Source organism: Pseudomonas pichavaramensis (genome assembly GCF_050473265.1).
Taxonomy (GTDB): Bacteria; Pseudomonadota; Gammaproteobacteria; order Pseudomonadales; family Pseudomonadaceae; genus Aquipseudomonas.
Map to the genome: position 1 here is coordinate 23,834 of NZ_JBJKFJ010000005.1, position 13,984 is coordinate 37,817.

A 13,984-nucleotide genomic window follows, 5' to 3' on the forward strand; every position below is an offset into this window, starting at 1 on the left:
AACGACTAGAGCGAGAGTGAATTTATGAGCCTGAATCCTAGAGATGCAGTGATCGTCGACTTCGGTCGTACCCCGATGGGTCGTTCCAAGGGCGGCATGCACCGCAATACCCGCGCCGAGACCATGTCTGCGCACCTGATCAGCAAGCTGCTGGAGCGTAACGCCAAGGTCGATCCGGCCGAAGTCGAGGACGTGATCTGGGGCTGCGTCAACCAGACCCTGGAGCAGGGCTGGAACATCGCGCGCATGGCGTCGCTGATGACCCAGATCCCGCACACCAGTGCCGGCCAGACCGTCAGCCGTCTGTGCGGTTCGTCCATGAGCGCGCTGCACACTGCCGTGCAGGCGATCCAGACCGGCAACGGTGACGTGTTCGTCGTCGGTGGTGTGGAGCACATGGGCCACGTCGGCATGATGCATGGTGTCGACCCGAACCCGCACCTGTCGCTGTACGCCGCCAAGGCGTCCGGCATGATGGGCCTGACCGCCGAGATGCTGGGCAAGATGCACGGCATCAGCCGTGAGGCGCAGGACGCCTTCGGTGAGCGTTCGCACCGTCTGGCGCACAAGGCCACCGTCGAAGGCAAGTTCAAGGATGAGATCATCCCGATGCAGGGCTACGACGAGAATGGTTTCCTCAAGATGTTCGACTATGACGAAACCATTCGTCCGGAAACCACCCTTGAAAGCCTGGCTACTCTGAAGCCTGCCTTCAACCCGAAAGGCGGCACCGTAACTGCGGGCACCTCCTCGCAGATCACCGACGGCGCTTCCTGCATGATCGTCATGAGCGCCCAGCGTGCTCAGGATCTGGGTATCCAGCCGATGGCCGTGGTACGTGCCATGGCCGTTGCTGGTGTCGACCCGGCGATCATGGGTTACGGCCCGGTGCCGTCCACGCAGAAAGCGCTCAAGCGCGCAGGTCTGAGCATGGCCGACATCGACTTCGTCGAACTCAACGAAGCCTTTGCAGCACAGGCCCTGCCGGTGCTGAAGGACCTGAAACTACTCGACAAGATGGAAGAGAAGGTCAACCTGCACGGCGGCGCGATCGCCCTGGGTCACCCCTTCGGTTGTTCCGGGGCCCGTATCTCCGGTACCCTGCTCAACGTCATGAAGCAGAACGGCGGCACCCTGGGTGTCTCCACCATGTGCGTGGGCCTTGGCCAAGGCATCACCACCGTCTTCGAGCGCGTTTAAGCGCTAGCGGACACGAAACCGGGGCCCAGTGCCCCGGTTTTGCTTTTTAAGGCTTTTTTATCGGGAACCTCTCAATGCAGTTGCAGCCAGGACTCTATCGCCACTACAAAGGCCCGCAATACCGTGTATTCGGTGTGGCACGTCATTCCGAAACCGAGGAAGAGGTGGTGGTTTATCAGGCGCTGTACGGCGAATTCGGCCTTTGGGTGCGGCCGCTGAGCATGTTCTGCGAAGAGGTCGAGGTGGACGGCAAGCGCGTTCCACGCTTTGCTTTGATTCAGGCTGAGGCCAGCCCCATTGGGGCGCATCAAGTCTGATTGCGCAGACCCTGCGCTTGACCTTCGCTTGGTCACCACTATATATAGCGGGGCCTTGGAGGGCGTCTACAAATCGCTGCACTCGGCCATGCTGCGCTGAAACCAGCCTCAAAATGCTCATGTACAACCCGTACACTGCGCTTTTTCGACTGTTTTCGCCTTGCCTGACCTTCGCTCGCTGCTTTGTAAACACCCTCGGCTCCGTGCCTTCTATATTTCGCAATTCAGGAATTTTCTGATCCATGGGCAAATCGCTGGTCATCGTGGAATCCCCGGCCAAGGCCAAGACCATCAACAAGTATCTGGGCAGCCAGTACGTGGTGAAGTCGAGCATCGGCCACATCCGTGACCTGCCTACCAGCGGCTCGGCAAGCGCCGCCAAGGAGCCAGCCAAGCGCGGCAAGGCCGCTGCTGGCGAAGCACCGGCGCTGTCGCCCAAGGAAAAGGCCAAACGTCAGCTGTTCGCCCGCATGGGCGTCGACCCCGAGCACGGCTGGAAGGCCAAGTACGAGATCCTGCCCGGCAAGGAAAAGGTGATCGACGAGCTGCGCCGCCTGGCCAAGGATGCCGACACCATCTATCTCGCGACCGACTTGGACCGCGAAGGGGAAGCCATCGCCTGGCACCTGCGCGAGTCCATCGGTGGTGATGACGCCCGCTACAAGCGCGTGGTGTTCAACGAAATCACCAAGAAGGCGATTCAGGATGCCTTCTCCAAGCCTGGTGATCTCGATATCAACCGCGTCAACGCGCAACAGGCGCGGCGCTTCCTCGACCGCGTGGTGGGCTACATGGTTTCGCCGCTGCTGTGGGCGAAGATCGCCCGTGGCCTGTCTGCCGGCCGCGTGCAGTCGGTTGCGGTGAAGCTGGTGGTAGCGCGTGAGAAAGAAATCCGCGCTTTCGTACCGGAAGAATACTGGGAAGTGCACGCCGACCTTGGCACCGCGAAGAACGCTAAGGTGCGTTTCGAGGTGGTACGCGAGAAGGGCTCGGCCTTCAAGCCGGTCAACGAAGCCCAGGCCATGGCCGCGCTGGAGAAGCTCAAGGCTTCCAGCTACAGCGTGGCCAAGCGCGAGGATCGTCCGACCAGCAGCAAACCATCGGCGCCCTTCATCACCTCGACCCTGCAGCAGGCCGCCAGCAACCGCCTGGGCTTTGGTGTGAAGAAGACCATGATGATGGCCCAGCGTCTCTACGAGGCCGGCTACATCACCTATATGCGTACCGACTCGACCAACCTCTCGGCCGATGCCGTGGAGATGGTGCGCGGCTTCATCGGCAGCGAGTACGGCGACAAGTACCTGCCGGGCAAACCCAACCTCTACTCGAGCAAGGAAGGCGCTCAGGAAGCGCACGAAGCGATTCGTCCGTCCGACGTCAACCTGCGTCCGACCCAGCTGTCCGGTATGGAACGCGATGCCGAGCGCCTGTATGACCTGATCTGGCGCCAGTTCGTGGCCTGCCAGATGCCGCCGGCCGAATACCTGTCCACCAGCGTCACTGTGGCGGCTGGCGACTTCGAGCTGCGCGCCAAGGGCCGCATCCTCAAGTTCGACGGTTACACCCGTGTGCTGCCGCAGCAGAGCAAGCCCGGTGAAGACGACGTGCTGCCGGAAATGAAGGAAGGCGAGGGCCTCAAGCTGATCCAGCTCGACCCCAGCCAGCATTTCACCAAGCCGCCGGCGCGCTACTCCGAAGCCAGCCTGGTCAAGGAACTGGAAAAGCGCGGCATCGGCCGGCCTTCCACCTACGCGGCGATCATTTCCACCATTCAGGACCGTGGTTACGTGACGGTGCACAACCGCCGTTTCTACGCCGAGAAAATGGGCGACATCGTTACCGAGCGTCTCGACGAGAGCTTCGCCAACCTGATGGATTACAGCTTTACCGCGACCATGGAAGAGCATCTCGACGATGTGGCTCAGGGTGAGCGCGAGTGGAAGCACCTGCTCGACGAGTTTTACGCCGACTTCAAGAAGAAACTTGAAGTGGCCGAAGCAGGCGAGGGCGGCATGCGTGCCAACCAACCGACCCTGACCGATATTCCCTGCCGCGAGTGCGGTCGGCCGATGATGATCCGTACCGCTTCCACTGGCGTGTTCCTCGGCTGTTCCGGCTATGCATTGCCGCCGAAGGAGCGCTGCAAGGCCACCATCAACCTGGTGCCGGGCGACGAGATCGCCGCAGACGACGAGGGCGAGTCCGAGTCCCGCGTGCTGCTGGGCAAGCATCGCTGCCCGATCTGCTCCACAGCCATGGATGCCTACTTGTTGGACGAAACCCGCAAGCTGCACATCTGTGGCAATAACCCGGATTGCACCGGTTACGAGATCGAGCAGGGCCAGTACCGCATCAAGGGCTACGAAGGGCCGAGCCTGGAATGCGACAAGTGCGGCAGCGAAATGCAGCTCAAGACCGGTCGCTTCGGCAAGTTCTTCGGTTGCACCAATGCCAGCTGCAAGAACACCCGCAAGCTGCTCAAGAATGGTGAAGCGGCGCCGCCGAAAATGGACAAGGTGGAGATGCCTGAGCTCAAGTGCGAGAAGGTGGATGACACCTACGTGCTGCGCGACGGCGCCTCGGGCCTCTTCCTCGCGGCCAGCCAGTTCCCGAAGAACCGCGAGACCCGTGCTCCGCTGGTGTTGGAAATCGTGCCGCACAAGCAGGAGATCGATCCCAAGTACCATTTCCTCTGCGACGCCCCGCAGAAGGACCCGGACGGCCGCCCTGCAGTGATTCGCTACAGCCGCAAGACCAAGGAGCAGTACGTGCAGTCTGAGGTCGACGGTAAGCCGACCGGCTGGCGTGCCTTCTTCGATGGTGGCAAGTGGAAGGTCGAGGACAAGCGCTGATTTCAGCGCCCTGACGAAATGCGCGCCGGCACGAGCTGGCGCGCGTACCATGGCTCGATCTGCAGTGGAGGTCGCCGCAATGGCAAAAGAAATCTATACCCGCACCAATCAGAAGATCTTCTTCGCTGGCCTCGCCCTGGATAACTGGCGCAAGGCCGAAGCTTCGGCGGCGTTCAATGTGCAGGCGCTGGTGCAGGCTGAACGAGAGGCAGCGCTGTTTCATCTGTATGGCGCGGTTCTCAGTCTGTGCCATGAGATCGCCGGCTATTACCGTATGAACGACCTTGCGCCTTCGCGCGTAGATGCATTTGTTCATCAGGTGGTACTTGATGGCGCGCCCAGTCCGGAGCTGGCTGAGCTGATCGAGTTCGCGCAGCAGCGTGAAACCTGGCTGGCGCAGCTGCTGGCAGCATACAGCGAGTTGTTCCTGCCGCCACGCGAGGAGCGCAAGGCCAAGGTCGATCCGGCGATGCCTTTGATCACGGCGGTCAGTGTTGGTGAAGAGCCGGTGGTGCTGACGCCAGGCGTCGATGACATCGACGCCTGGCGTCAGCAGCTCAAGACCCTGGTCTTGCGTTTTCGCGAAGGCCTCAGTGAGTGCTGATTGGGTTTAACTGGACCAGTGGGCTGGGGATGATCCCTGCTGGCTGTTACAATGTCGTGTTTTCGTACAGAGACTGAGCCATGCCTACATCCTTTCTGGAAATCGTCGAGCTGCCTGATGGGCGTATTGCCCTGCGTCGTGCAGAGGATGAGGAGGCGTTGGTGACTCTGGATTTCTCCGCCGATGCCAAGGCTTTCCTGCAGGGGCAGCACATTGAAGTTGCCAAGGCCATGCTGAACGTGGGTGTGCAGATGGCCGGCCGAATGGCTGAAGGCGATTTCGTCAGTGAAGAAGAGGAACCGCGCGTCTTGCATTGATCGCTGGCGGTGAATCAACGAAAACGGGGCTCCAATGGAGCCCCGTTTTCGTTGTGCTTGGGTATCTAACCCAGGCTGATATTCAGGCTTTGTGCCTCGCCGGCGTGAGCGGCCTGCGCAAGTCGCTGACGGGTGCTGCGTTCCACTGGGTGCAACCAGCTGATCACCGTATGGCTTCGGCCGAGCCTGAGGGCTTCCTCGGCAAGCTCCAGGGCGCTTTGGCCAAGGCGTGGCTGCAGCAGTAGGATGCATTCGCGATTCAGGCCAGCATCACGCAGCCAGGTTTGTGTAAGAGCTGCTGGCGGTGCGACCAGCGTCAGCCAGCGCGCGTCCTGGTTCTGGCTCAATTCACGCAGAATGGGGGCTAACAAGTGCAGGCAATGACCGGCTGTGCCTCGGAGTGCCAGCTCGCTGAATGCCTGATCGTCCTCACAAGGAGCCGTTCCAGTGGTTTCCAGGGAGGGCTCACTTGGGGCGTCGGCGAGAAAGGCGTTGAACAGGGGAAGCTGCGAACGCTCGAACGACTGCTGCACTTGCATGGCGTCTCCTTTAGCGGCGAATTACGCCGACACTCAAGCCTTCGATGACCAGATCCTGATGTTCCAGGTCCACCTCGATCGGGGCGAATTCAGGGTTCTCCGCGATCAGCCAAACCTTGCTGCCTTCGCGCTTGAAGCGTTTGACCGTCACTTCGTCATCGATGCGGGCGACCACGATCTGCCCGTTACGTGCTTCGCGGGTGGTATGCACTGCAAGCAGATCACCGTCGAAGATGCCGATGTCCTTCATGCTCATACCGCGTACGCGCAACAGGTAGTCGGCCTTGGGTTGAAAGAAGGCTGGGTTGATCTGGCAGGATTCTTCGACATGTTGCTGGGCCAGAATCGGTGCGCCTGCGGCAACCCGGCCAATCACTGGCAGGCCTTCGTCTTCGTTGGCAGCGCCGGCCTCGAAGCCTGGAATGCGAATGCCGCGTGAAGCACCTGGGGTCATTTCGATCGCGCCTTTGCGAGCGAGAGCCTTAAGGTGTTCCTCTGCTGCATTGGGCGACTTGAAGCCCAGTTCCTGGGCGATCTCCGCTCGAGTCGGTGGATAGCCGTTATCTTCCAGGCAGCGTTTGATGAAGGCGAGAATCTCGGCTTGGCGGGGCGTCAGTTTCAGCATGGCTGGGCTCTGTCTTTATATACAGTGACTGGGATTATATACAGTAAGCCGTGGTTAGCAACGATCAATTTTTCTATCGCGCTCGCGCAGTCTGTTACCCGTGCGAAGCCATAAGCGTCTGTGCTGTTGTAAGCTGTGACCGGTCGGCCAAAAGGCGGCTCATGCGGCTTGACAATTCGATGGGCTGAAACGTATGTTTCAAACAAGTGTTTGTCAGGTGATAGCTCATGGCCCAGTCGGAAACCGTTGAACGCATTCTCGATGCTGCAGAACAGCTGTTCGCGGAAAAAGGTTTCGCCGAGACCTCACTTCGTCTGATCACCAGTAAGGCTGGGGTCAACCTGGCCGCCGTCAACTATCACTTCGGTTCCAAGAAGGCGCTGATTCAGGCGGTCTTCTCGCGTTTTCTCGGGCCGTTCTGTGCCAGCCTGGAAAAGGAACTGGATCGTCGCCAGGCCAAGGCGGAAGGCCAGGCCACACTCGAAGAGTTGCTGGAGCTTCTGGTCGAGCAGGCCCTGGCGGTGAAGCCGCGCAGCGGTAACGACCTGTCCATCTTCATGCGTTTGCTTGGCCTGGCTTTCAGTCAGAGCCAGGGGCACCTGCGCAAGTATCTGGAAGAGGTGTACGGCAAGGTATTCCGCCGCTACATGTTGCTGGTGCATGAAACCGCGCCACGCATTCCTCCGTTGGAGCTGTTCTGGCGCGTGCACTTCATGCTGGGTGCGGCAGCGTTCAGCATGTCGGGTATAAAGGCACTGCGTGCGATGGCCGAGACCGATTTTGGCGTGAACACTTCCATCGAGCAGGTGATGCGCATGATGGTGCCGTTCCTTGCGGCTGGCATGCGTTCTGAAACCGGAATCAACGATCCCGCACTGGCTGGAGCGCAGCTCAAGCCCCGCAGCAAGACGCCGAGCGCTACCGCCAAGGTTTGACGCCTCGGCAGTTGGGCTTGGCTTGGCCCTTCGGCTAAGCTAGCGGCCCATGTCCGATCTCGATTTACTCCATATCTCCATTGCCGATCAGGCGCTCTATGGCCTCAGCGACGGGCAGGTCCTACTACGGGTGCCCGTCTCCACCGCCTTGAACGGCGCTGGTGAGCGCAACGGCTCCGGCTGTACGCCACGCGGCCTGCATCAGGTGCGGGCAAAGATCGGCGCCGGCCTGCCGCTGGCTGCAGTGCTGCGCGGCAGGCGCTGGACCGGTGAGGTCTGGTCCGCGCAACTGCATCAGCAGTTTCCCGGCCGCGACTGGATTCTCACCCGTATTCTCTGGCTCAGCGGCTTGGAGCCCGCCCGCAACCGGCTCGGCGAGGTGGACACCTTTCGTCGTTATATCTATCTGCATGGTACGCCGGATACGGAACCCATGGGCACGCCGCTGTCCCATGGCTGCATCCGGCTGCGTAATGCCGACATGTTGGCGTTGTTCGAGCGTGTACCCGTGCATTGCCGGGTGCGTATCGACGAGGCGCCATGCCCGCAGTGGGCTGCGGACCACGATTTTCAGTAAGGAATACCTGCATGCAAGGCTCGTTGATGATGGATGTTGCTGGCACCTGGCTGACCGCCGAGGATCGCCAGATGCTGCGCCAGCCCGAAGTGGGTGGCCTGATCATTTTTGCCCGCAATATCGAATCGCCGCGCCAGGTGCGTGAGCTGTGCCAGAGCATCCGTGCCGTGCGCCCGGACCTGCTGCTGGCCGTGGATCAGGAAGGCGGGCGGGTGCAGCGCCTGCGCCAGGGCTTTCTGCGCCTGCCGGCGATGCGCGCCATCGCCGATAATCACAGCGCCGAGGAGCTGGCCGAGCATTGCGGCTGGCTGATGGCGACCGAGGTGCTGGCCGTCGGTCTGGACCTCAGCTTCGCGCCGGTGCTCGACCTCGATCACCAGCGCAGCGCGGTGGTCGGCAGCCGTGCCTTCGAGGGTGATCCGCAGCGTGCCACGCAGCTGGCCGGCGCCTTCATTCGCGGCATGCACCAGGCCGGCATGGCCGCCACCGGCAAGCATTTCCCCGGGCACGGCTGGGCCGAGGCCGATTCCCATGTGGCGATCCCGGTCGATGAGCGCAGCCTGGAGGACATTCGCGCCTGTGACATGCAGCCGTTCAAGCAACTAGGTGGCCAGTTCGATGCGGTGATGCCGGCGCATGTGATCTACCCTCAGGTGGACGAGCAGCCGGCCGGTTTCTCTCGCCGCTGGCTGCAGGACATCCTGCGCGGTGAGCTGGGTTTCGATGGGGTGATCTTCAGCGACGACCTGTCCATGGCCGGGGCGCATGTCGCCGGGGATGCGGGCAAGCGTATCGAGGCCGCGCTCAGCGCCGGTTGCGACATGGGCCTGGTGTGCAACGATCGTGGCTCGGCCGAGTTGGCCCTTGCTGCGCTGCAGCGTTTGCAAGTGCGGCCGGCCGAACGACTGCAACGAATGCGCGGACGTGCTCATGCGTGCACCGACTATCGCCAGGCGCCGCGCTGGTCCCGGGCGGTAGCGGCGCTCAGAACCGCGCAGTTACTGGATTGAGGGCGCTGCCATGAGCGTTCTTGCCATCATCGGCGGTACCGGCCTGACCCAGTTGCCGGGCCTTGAGATCCGTCAGGCGGTTTCCGTGGATACACCTTACGGAGCTCCCTCGGCCGATATCCTGCGGGGTGAGTATGCCGGGCGTGAGGTGCTGTTTCTTGCCCGGCATGGTCAGCCGCATCGCATTGCGCCGCATCAGATCAACTACCGCGCCAATCTCTGGGCGCTGAAGCAGGTCGGCGCCAGTGCTGTCGTCGCGGTCAATGCGGTCGGCGGCATTCACGCGGCGATGGGCGCAGGGCATTTCTGCGTGCCGCACCAGATCATCGACTACACCTACGGGCGGGCGCACACCTTGTTCGAGGGTGAGCTGGAGTACGTGACCCACGTGGACTTCAGCCATCCCTATGACGAGGCATGGCGTGAGCGGTTGATTGCTGCGCTGCGTGATGAAGGGGCCGCCTGCAGCAGTCATGGCGTCTACGGCTGCACCCAGGGGCCGCGTCTGGAGACAGCGGCGGAGATCGTCAGAATGGAGCGTGATGGCTGCGATCTGGTCGGCATGACGGGCATGCCCGAGGCGGCCCTGGCGCGTGAGTTGGCGTTGCCCTATGCCTATCTGGCGCTGGTGGTCAATCCGGCTGCGGGCAAGGCGCCGGGGTTGATCACCATGGCGGAGATCGAGCGCGTGCTGGAGCAGGGGATGGGAACGGTCAAGGCCGTGTTGGCGCGAGTGTTGAGCGCCTAGTTTTGATCCTTGTAATAAGAAAGGGCCGCTTAGCGGCCAATGCCAGTCAGTTAAGCCTCAACGTACCAAACCTGTAGGAGCGGCGCCCCGCCGCGAACCTGTACGACGCTGCTCTCGAAGTGCTTCGCCCCGGGGGGGGCTCCTACGGAAAGCGGCTTGTGCAACCTTATCTGATCAGCATTATGCTTAGCGGCTCTTTTGCGTTGTGCGCTCACAGTGGGCTGATGCGTACCAGTGCGCCAAGGCTGCCATGGTCCAGATAGGTCAGGCTGTTGTCCTTCAGGCGCTGGGCGACTTTCATGTGTTCGCTGCTGTCGAGCAGGCCGTCGGCGCTGAAGTGGTTGATCCACAGCTCCAGATCCATATCGGCGAAGCGCTCCTGAGTGAAGGTCAGCGTACCTTCGACCGGATGGTGGCCGAAGTGCCCGTCGCCAGTGCTGACGGCGACGCGGCTCGGGGTGCTGCCCAGCGTCTGGCTCCAGGCCTTGTGCAGCAGGACCTGATAGCCGTTGCCGGGGTTGAGCTTGGCGGCCTCGTTGTTGAGGGCGGTGGCGCGTTCGTTGCCGTCGATCGGCAGAGCGGTGCCGGCCCAGTCGTCGGGGGCGATCTTCGGCGCGATCACGGGTTCGCCGGCCTGGCGAAACACCAGCAGTTCGACCTGGTAGAGGCGTTCGGCGAAAGCGCTCGGTGCCAACAGGCAGAGCAGCAGGGCGATCAGGTGCAATGGGCGCATGGTCAGGTCCTTCAGGTGGTGGGCGCGAGGCGCTCGAACAGGGCTTCCAGGGTATTGAAGCGCTCTTCCGCGCGCTCCATCGGCACCTGGATCTTGAAGACGGTAGCGCCTTCGAATTTGTAGCGTTTCGGTTGGGCCTGGATCAGTTTGATCAGCGTCAGCGGGTCGACGCAGGTCTCTGCGGCGAACTCGATACGGCCGCCCTGCGGTCCCGCGTCGACCTTGCTGATGCCGAGCTTCTCGGCCTGCAGCTTGAGCAGGGTCAGGCGCATCAGATGCTTGGTTGGCTCCGGCAGCAGGCCGAAGCGGTCGATCATCTCGACCTGCAGCTCCTTCAGGCCGTCTTCGTCAGAGGCTGAGGAAATGCGTTTGTAGAGGATCAGGCGTGCATGCACGTCGGGCAGGTAATCCTCGGGGATCAGCGCCGGCACACGCAGGTTGATCTCCGGGCCGCCGCCCAGCGGCTGGTCGAGGTTGGGCTGTTCGCCTTTCTGGATCGCCTTGACCGCGCGTTCGAGCATTTCCATGTACAAGGTGAAGCCCACGGCCTGAATCTGCCCACTCTGGCCGTCGCCGAGCAGCTCGCCGGCGCCACGGATTTCCAGGTCGTGGGTGGCGAGGATGAAGCCGGCGCCGAGGTCCTGGGCGCCGGCGATGGCTTCCAGGCGCTTCTGCGCATCTTCGGTCATGTTCTTGCGTGGCGGCGTTAGCAGGTAGGCGTAGGCCTGGTGGTGGCTGCGGCCGACGCGGCCACGCAGCTGGTGCAGCTGGGCCAGGCCGAACTTGTCGGCGCGCTCGATGATGATGGTGTTGGCGCTGGGCACGTCGATGCCGGTCTCGATGATGGTCGAGGCTACCAGCACGTTGAAGCGCTTGTGGTAGAAGTCGCTCATCACCTGTTCCAGCTCGCGCTCGCGCATCTGCCCGTGGCCGATGCCGATACGCGCTTCCGGCACCAGTTCGGCGAGGTCGGCGGCGCACTTCTCGATGCTCTTCACGTCGTTGTGCAGGTAGTACACCTGGCCGCCACGCAGCAGTTCGCGCAGCAGCGCTTCCTTGATGGTCGGCTTGTTCTCCTCCATGACGAAGGTGCGTACCGACAGGCGGCGTGCCGGCGGGGTGGCGATGATCGACAGGTCGCGCATGCCGGCCACGGCCATGTTCAGGGTGCGCGGGATCGGCGTGGCGGTCAGGGTGAGGATGTCCACCTCGCTGCGCAGCGCCTTGAGCTGTTCCTTCTGGCGCACGCCGAAGCGGTGTTCCTCGTCGATGATGACCAGGCCCAGATTGTGGAACTTCACATCGTCCTGCAGCAGCTTGTGGGTGCCGATGACGATGTCGACCTTGCCTTCGGCCATCTGCTGCACCGCGCCTTCGACTTCCTTGGCGCTCTTGAAGCGGCTCATCACCTCGACCTTGACCGGCCAGTCGGCGAAGCGGTCGCGGAAGCTGTTGTAGTGCTGCTGGGCGAGCAGGGTGGTGGGCACCAGCACCGCCACCTGCTTGCCGCTGTGCACGGCGATGAAGGCGGCGCGCATGGCCACTTCGGTCTTGCCGAAGCCGACATCGCCGCAGACCAGGCGGTCCATCGGCTTGCCGGCGAGCATGTCGCCGCGCACGGCGTCGATGGCGGTCTGCTGGTCCGGGGTTTCCTCGAAGGGGAAGCCGGCGCTGAAGGTGGCGTAGTCCACCGCTGGGTCCTGGAAGGCGAAACCTTCGCGGGCGGCGCGGCGGGCGTAGATGTCGAGCAGTTCGGCGGCCACATCGCGCACCTGTTCGGCGGCCTTGCGCTTGGCCTTCTGCCAGACCTCCGAGCCGAGCCGGTGCAGCGGCGCGAGGGCATCGTCGCTGCCGCTGTAGCGGGCGATCAGGTGCAGGCTGGCCACCGGCACGTAGAGCTTGGCCTCGTCGGCGTACTGCAGGGTGAGGAACTCGGCGGCCTGGCCGTCGAACTCCATGGTCACCAGGCCCAGGTAGCGGCCGACGCCGTGATCGATATGCACCACCGGTGCGCCTTCGCGCAGCTCGGTGAGGTTCTTGATCACGTTGTCGCCACCTTCGCGGCCTTTCTCACGGCGCCGGCGCTGCATCACGCGCTGGCCGAACAGCGGGCTTTCGGCGATCAGTGCCAGGTCATCGAGCAGCAGGCCTTCATCCAGCGGGGCAATACAGATATTCAGGCGCTCGCCGCTTTCGACGAAGGCTGGCCAGCCGTCGACTTCCTTGGGCTTGAGCTTGAGGCGGGCGAGCAGTTCCAGCAGTACTTCGCGGCGGCCGGCCGACTCGGCGCAGAACAGTACGCGGCCCTGATATTCCTCGATGAAGCGGCGCAGTGCGGCGAGTGGCTCGCCGGCCTTGGCCTGGATCGCCAGGTCGGGCAGGGCGCGGGCGTCGAAGCGGGTGTTGCCGACGCCGGGCTCGATGTCTTCGGGGTTGACCACTACGCGTGGCCAGCTTTTCAGCTGGGCGAAGCAGTCTTCCACCGGCAGGAAGATGTCGGCCGGCGGCAACAGCGGGCGCTCCGGATCGACGCGACGGTCTTCATAACGGTTGCGCGCGTCCAGCCAGAACTGCTCGGCGGATTTTTCGATGCCGGGCAGGGAAAATACCTGGGTGTCGCCGGGTAGGTAGTCGAACAGAGTGCCGCTGGCTTCGAAGAACAGCGGCAGGTAGTACTCGATGCCGGCCGGGGTGATGCCGGACGACAGATCCTGGTAAATCGGGCAGCGGCGGAAATCGACGTCGAAGCGCTCGCGAAAGCGTCCGCGAAAATCGGTGACGGCTTTTTTCTCCAGCGGGAACTCGCGTGCCGGCAGCAGGCGGATCGATTCGACCTTGTCTACCGAACGTTGGGTTTCCGGGTCGAAGGTACGCAGGGTTTCGATCTCGTCGTCAAACAGATCGATACGGTACGGCGTGTCGCTGCCCATCGGGTAGAGGTCGATCAGTGCGCCACGCACGGCGAACTCGCCATGTTCGTAGACGGTGTCGACGCAGCGGTAGCCGGCGGCCTCCAGGCGTGTGCGCGTTTCTTCCACATTGAGCTTCTGGCCGATGTCGAGTACCAGGCTGCTGCCAAGCAGAAAGTTCTTCGGCGCCAGGCGGTGTAGGGCGGTACTGATCGGCACTACCAGAATGCCGCGCTTGAGTTGCGGCAACTGATACAGCGTGGCTATGCGCTGGGAAATGATGTCCTGATGTGGCGAAAAGACGTCGTAGGGCAGGGTTTCCCAGTCGGGAAAATGCAGCACAGGCAGGCTTGGGGCGAAGAAAGCCAGTTCTTCCTGCAGGCGTTCGGCACTCTGGCTGCCCTCGGTCAGCACCAAGGTGAAACGCTCAGCGTTGCTGGCTGCCTCGGCAATGGCCAGGGAGAGGGCGGCGCCAGGCAGGTTGCCCCATTGCTGTTTGCCGGCGCTGGCCGGCAGAGACGGAAGACGCAGTACGGACACGGGCGGCTCGCGGTCGTGACAAAAGGCCGGGAATTGTAGCGGGGCTTTAGGGTCAATGTCAGTCGCGACAGGCGCGCA

General features: G+C 62.5%; 13 protein-coding genes. 9 read left to right on the forward strand and 4 right to left on the reverse strand.

Translation table 11 applies throughout. The features are described from left to right. Nucleotides 1-24: 24 nt before the first annotated feature. The 5 genes from fadA (at nt 25) to ACJRW5_RS09580 (ending at nt 5,290) form a co-directional block, all read left to right on the forward strand. A complete protein-coding gene (gene fadA, locus ACJRW5_RS09560) occupies nt 25-1,200 on the forward strand; it encodes an acetyl-CoA C-acyltransferase FadA (protein WP_484570292.1) in 1,176 nt (391 codons plus the stop codon). Between the two features lie 74 nt (nt 1,201-1,274). Beyond that, nucleotides 1,275-1,517: a DUF1653 domain-containing protein gene (locus ACJRW5_RS09565; protein ID WP_484570293.1), complete on the forward strand. Its 243-nt coding sequence runs from the start codon at nt 1,275-1,277 to the stop codon at nt 1,515-1,517. 242 nt (nt 1,518-1,759) lie between these two features. Then, nucleotides 1,760-4,369 (forward strand): type I DNA topoisomerase, encoded by a 2,610-nt coding sequence (gene topA / locus ACJRW5_RS09570; RefSeq protein ID WP_484570294.1) that lies wholly within the window; start codon nt 1,760-1,762, stop codon nt 4,367-4,369. Nucleotides 4,370-4,448: 79 nt separating this feature from the next. Beyond that, nucleotides 4,449-4,973 carry a DUF6586 family protein gene (locus ACJRW5_RS09575; protein WP_484570295.1) on the forward strand — a complete coding sequence of 175 codons (525 nt, stop codon included), beginning with the start codon at nt 4,449-4,451 and terminating at the stop codon, nt 4,971-4,973. An 80-nt stretch (nt 4,974-5,053) separates the two neighbouring features. Then, the gene (locus ACJRW5_RS09580) at nt 5,054-5,290 is read left to right on the forward strand and encodes a hypothetical protein (RefSeq protein WP_484570296.1); all 237 of its coding nucleotides are present in this window, start codon (nt 5,054-5,056) and stop codon (nt 5,288-5,290) included. A gap of 65 nt (nt 5,291-5,355) precedes the next feature. Here the strand turns inward: ACJRW5_RS09580 and sulA are convergent, their stop codons facing one another. Both sulA and lexA read right to left on the reverse strand, forming a co-directional pair. After that, nucleotides 5,356-5,829, reverse strand: a complete 474-nt coding sequence (sulA, locus tag ACJRW5_RS09585; RefSeq protein ID WP_484570297.1) for an SOS-induced cell division inhibitor SulA — start codon at nt 5,827-5,829, stop codon at nt 5,356-5,358. 10 nt (nt 5,830-5,839) lie between these two features. Beyond that, on the reverse strand, nt 5,840-6,454 hold the full coding sequence (gene lexA, locus ACJRW5_RS09590; RefSeq protein WP_310544471.1) for a transcriptional repressor LexA: 615 nt from the start codon (nt 6,452-6,454) through the stop codon (nt 5,840-5,842). A 227-nt stretch (nt 6,455-6,681) separates the two neighbouring features. On the opposite strand from lexA, the gene ACJRW5_RS09595 reads away from it, so the two are divergent. Genes ACJRW5_RS09595 through ACJRW5_RS09610 form a run of 4 tightly spaced genes read left to right on the forward strand, consistent with a single transcriptional unit; the run spans nt 6,682 to nt 9,724 of the window. Continuing rightward, nucleotides 6,682-7,389: a TetR/AcrR family transcriptional regulator gene (locus ACJRW5_RS09595; RefSeq protein ID WP_484570298.1), complete on the forward strand. Its 708-nt coding sequence runs from the start codon at nt 6,682-6,684 to the stop codon at nt 7,387-7,389. A 49-nt stretch (nt 7,390-7,438) separates the two neighbouring features. Continuing rightward, nucleotides 7,439-7,966 (forward strand): L,D-transpeptidase family protein, encoded by a 528-nt coding sequence (locus ACJRW5_RS09600; protein ID WP_484570299.1) that lies wholly within the window; start codon nt 7,439-7,441, stop codon nt 7,964-7,966. An 11-nt stretch (nt 7,967-7,977) separates the two neighbouring features. Then, nucleotides 7,978-8,976: a beta-N-acetylhexosaminidase gene (nagZ, locus tag ACJRW5_RS09605; protein WP_484570300.1), complete on the forward strand. Its 999-nt coding sequence runs from the start codon at nt 7,978-7,980 to the stop codon at nt 8,974-8,976. 10 nt (nt 8,977-8,986) lie between these two features. Beyond that, entirely contained in the window at nt 8,987-9,724 is a 738-nt protein-coding gene (locus ACJRW5_RS09610) for an S-methyl-5'-thioinosine phosphorylase (RefSeq protein ID WP_484570301.1), read from the forward strand. 211 nt (nt 9,725-9,935) lie between these two features. Here ACJRW5_RS09610 and ACJRW5_RS09615 read toward each other — a convergent pair whose 3' ends face one another. Together ACJRW5_RS09615 and mfd are read right to left on the reverse strand one after the other, a co-directional pair. After that, nucleotides 9,936-10,457 (reverse strand): CsiV family protein, encoded by a 522-nt coding sequence (locus ACJRW5_RS09615; RefSeq protein ID WP_484570302.1) that lies wholly within the window; start codon nt 10,455-10,457, stop codon nt 9,936-9,938. 11 nt (nt 10,458-10,468) lie between these two features. Further along, the gene (gene mfd, locus ACJRW5_RS09620; protein ID WP_484570303.1) at nt 10,469-13,906 is read right to left on the reverse strand and encodes a transcription-repair coupling factor; all 3,438 of its coding nucleotides are present in this window, start codon (nt 13,904-13,906) and stop codon (nt 10,469-10,471) included. Nucleotides 13,907-13,984 lie beyond the last annotated feature (78 nt).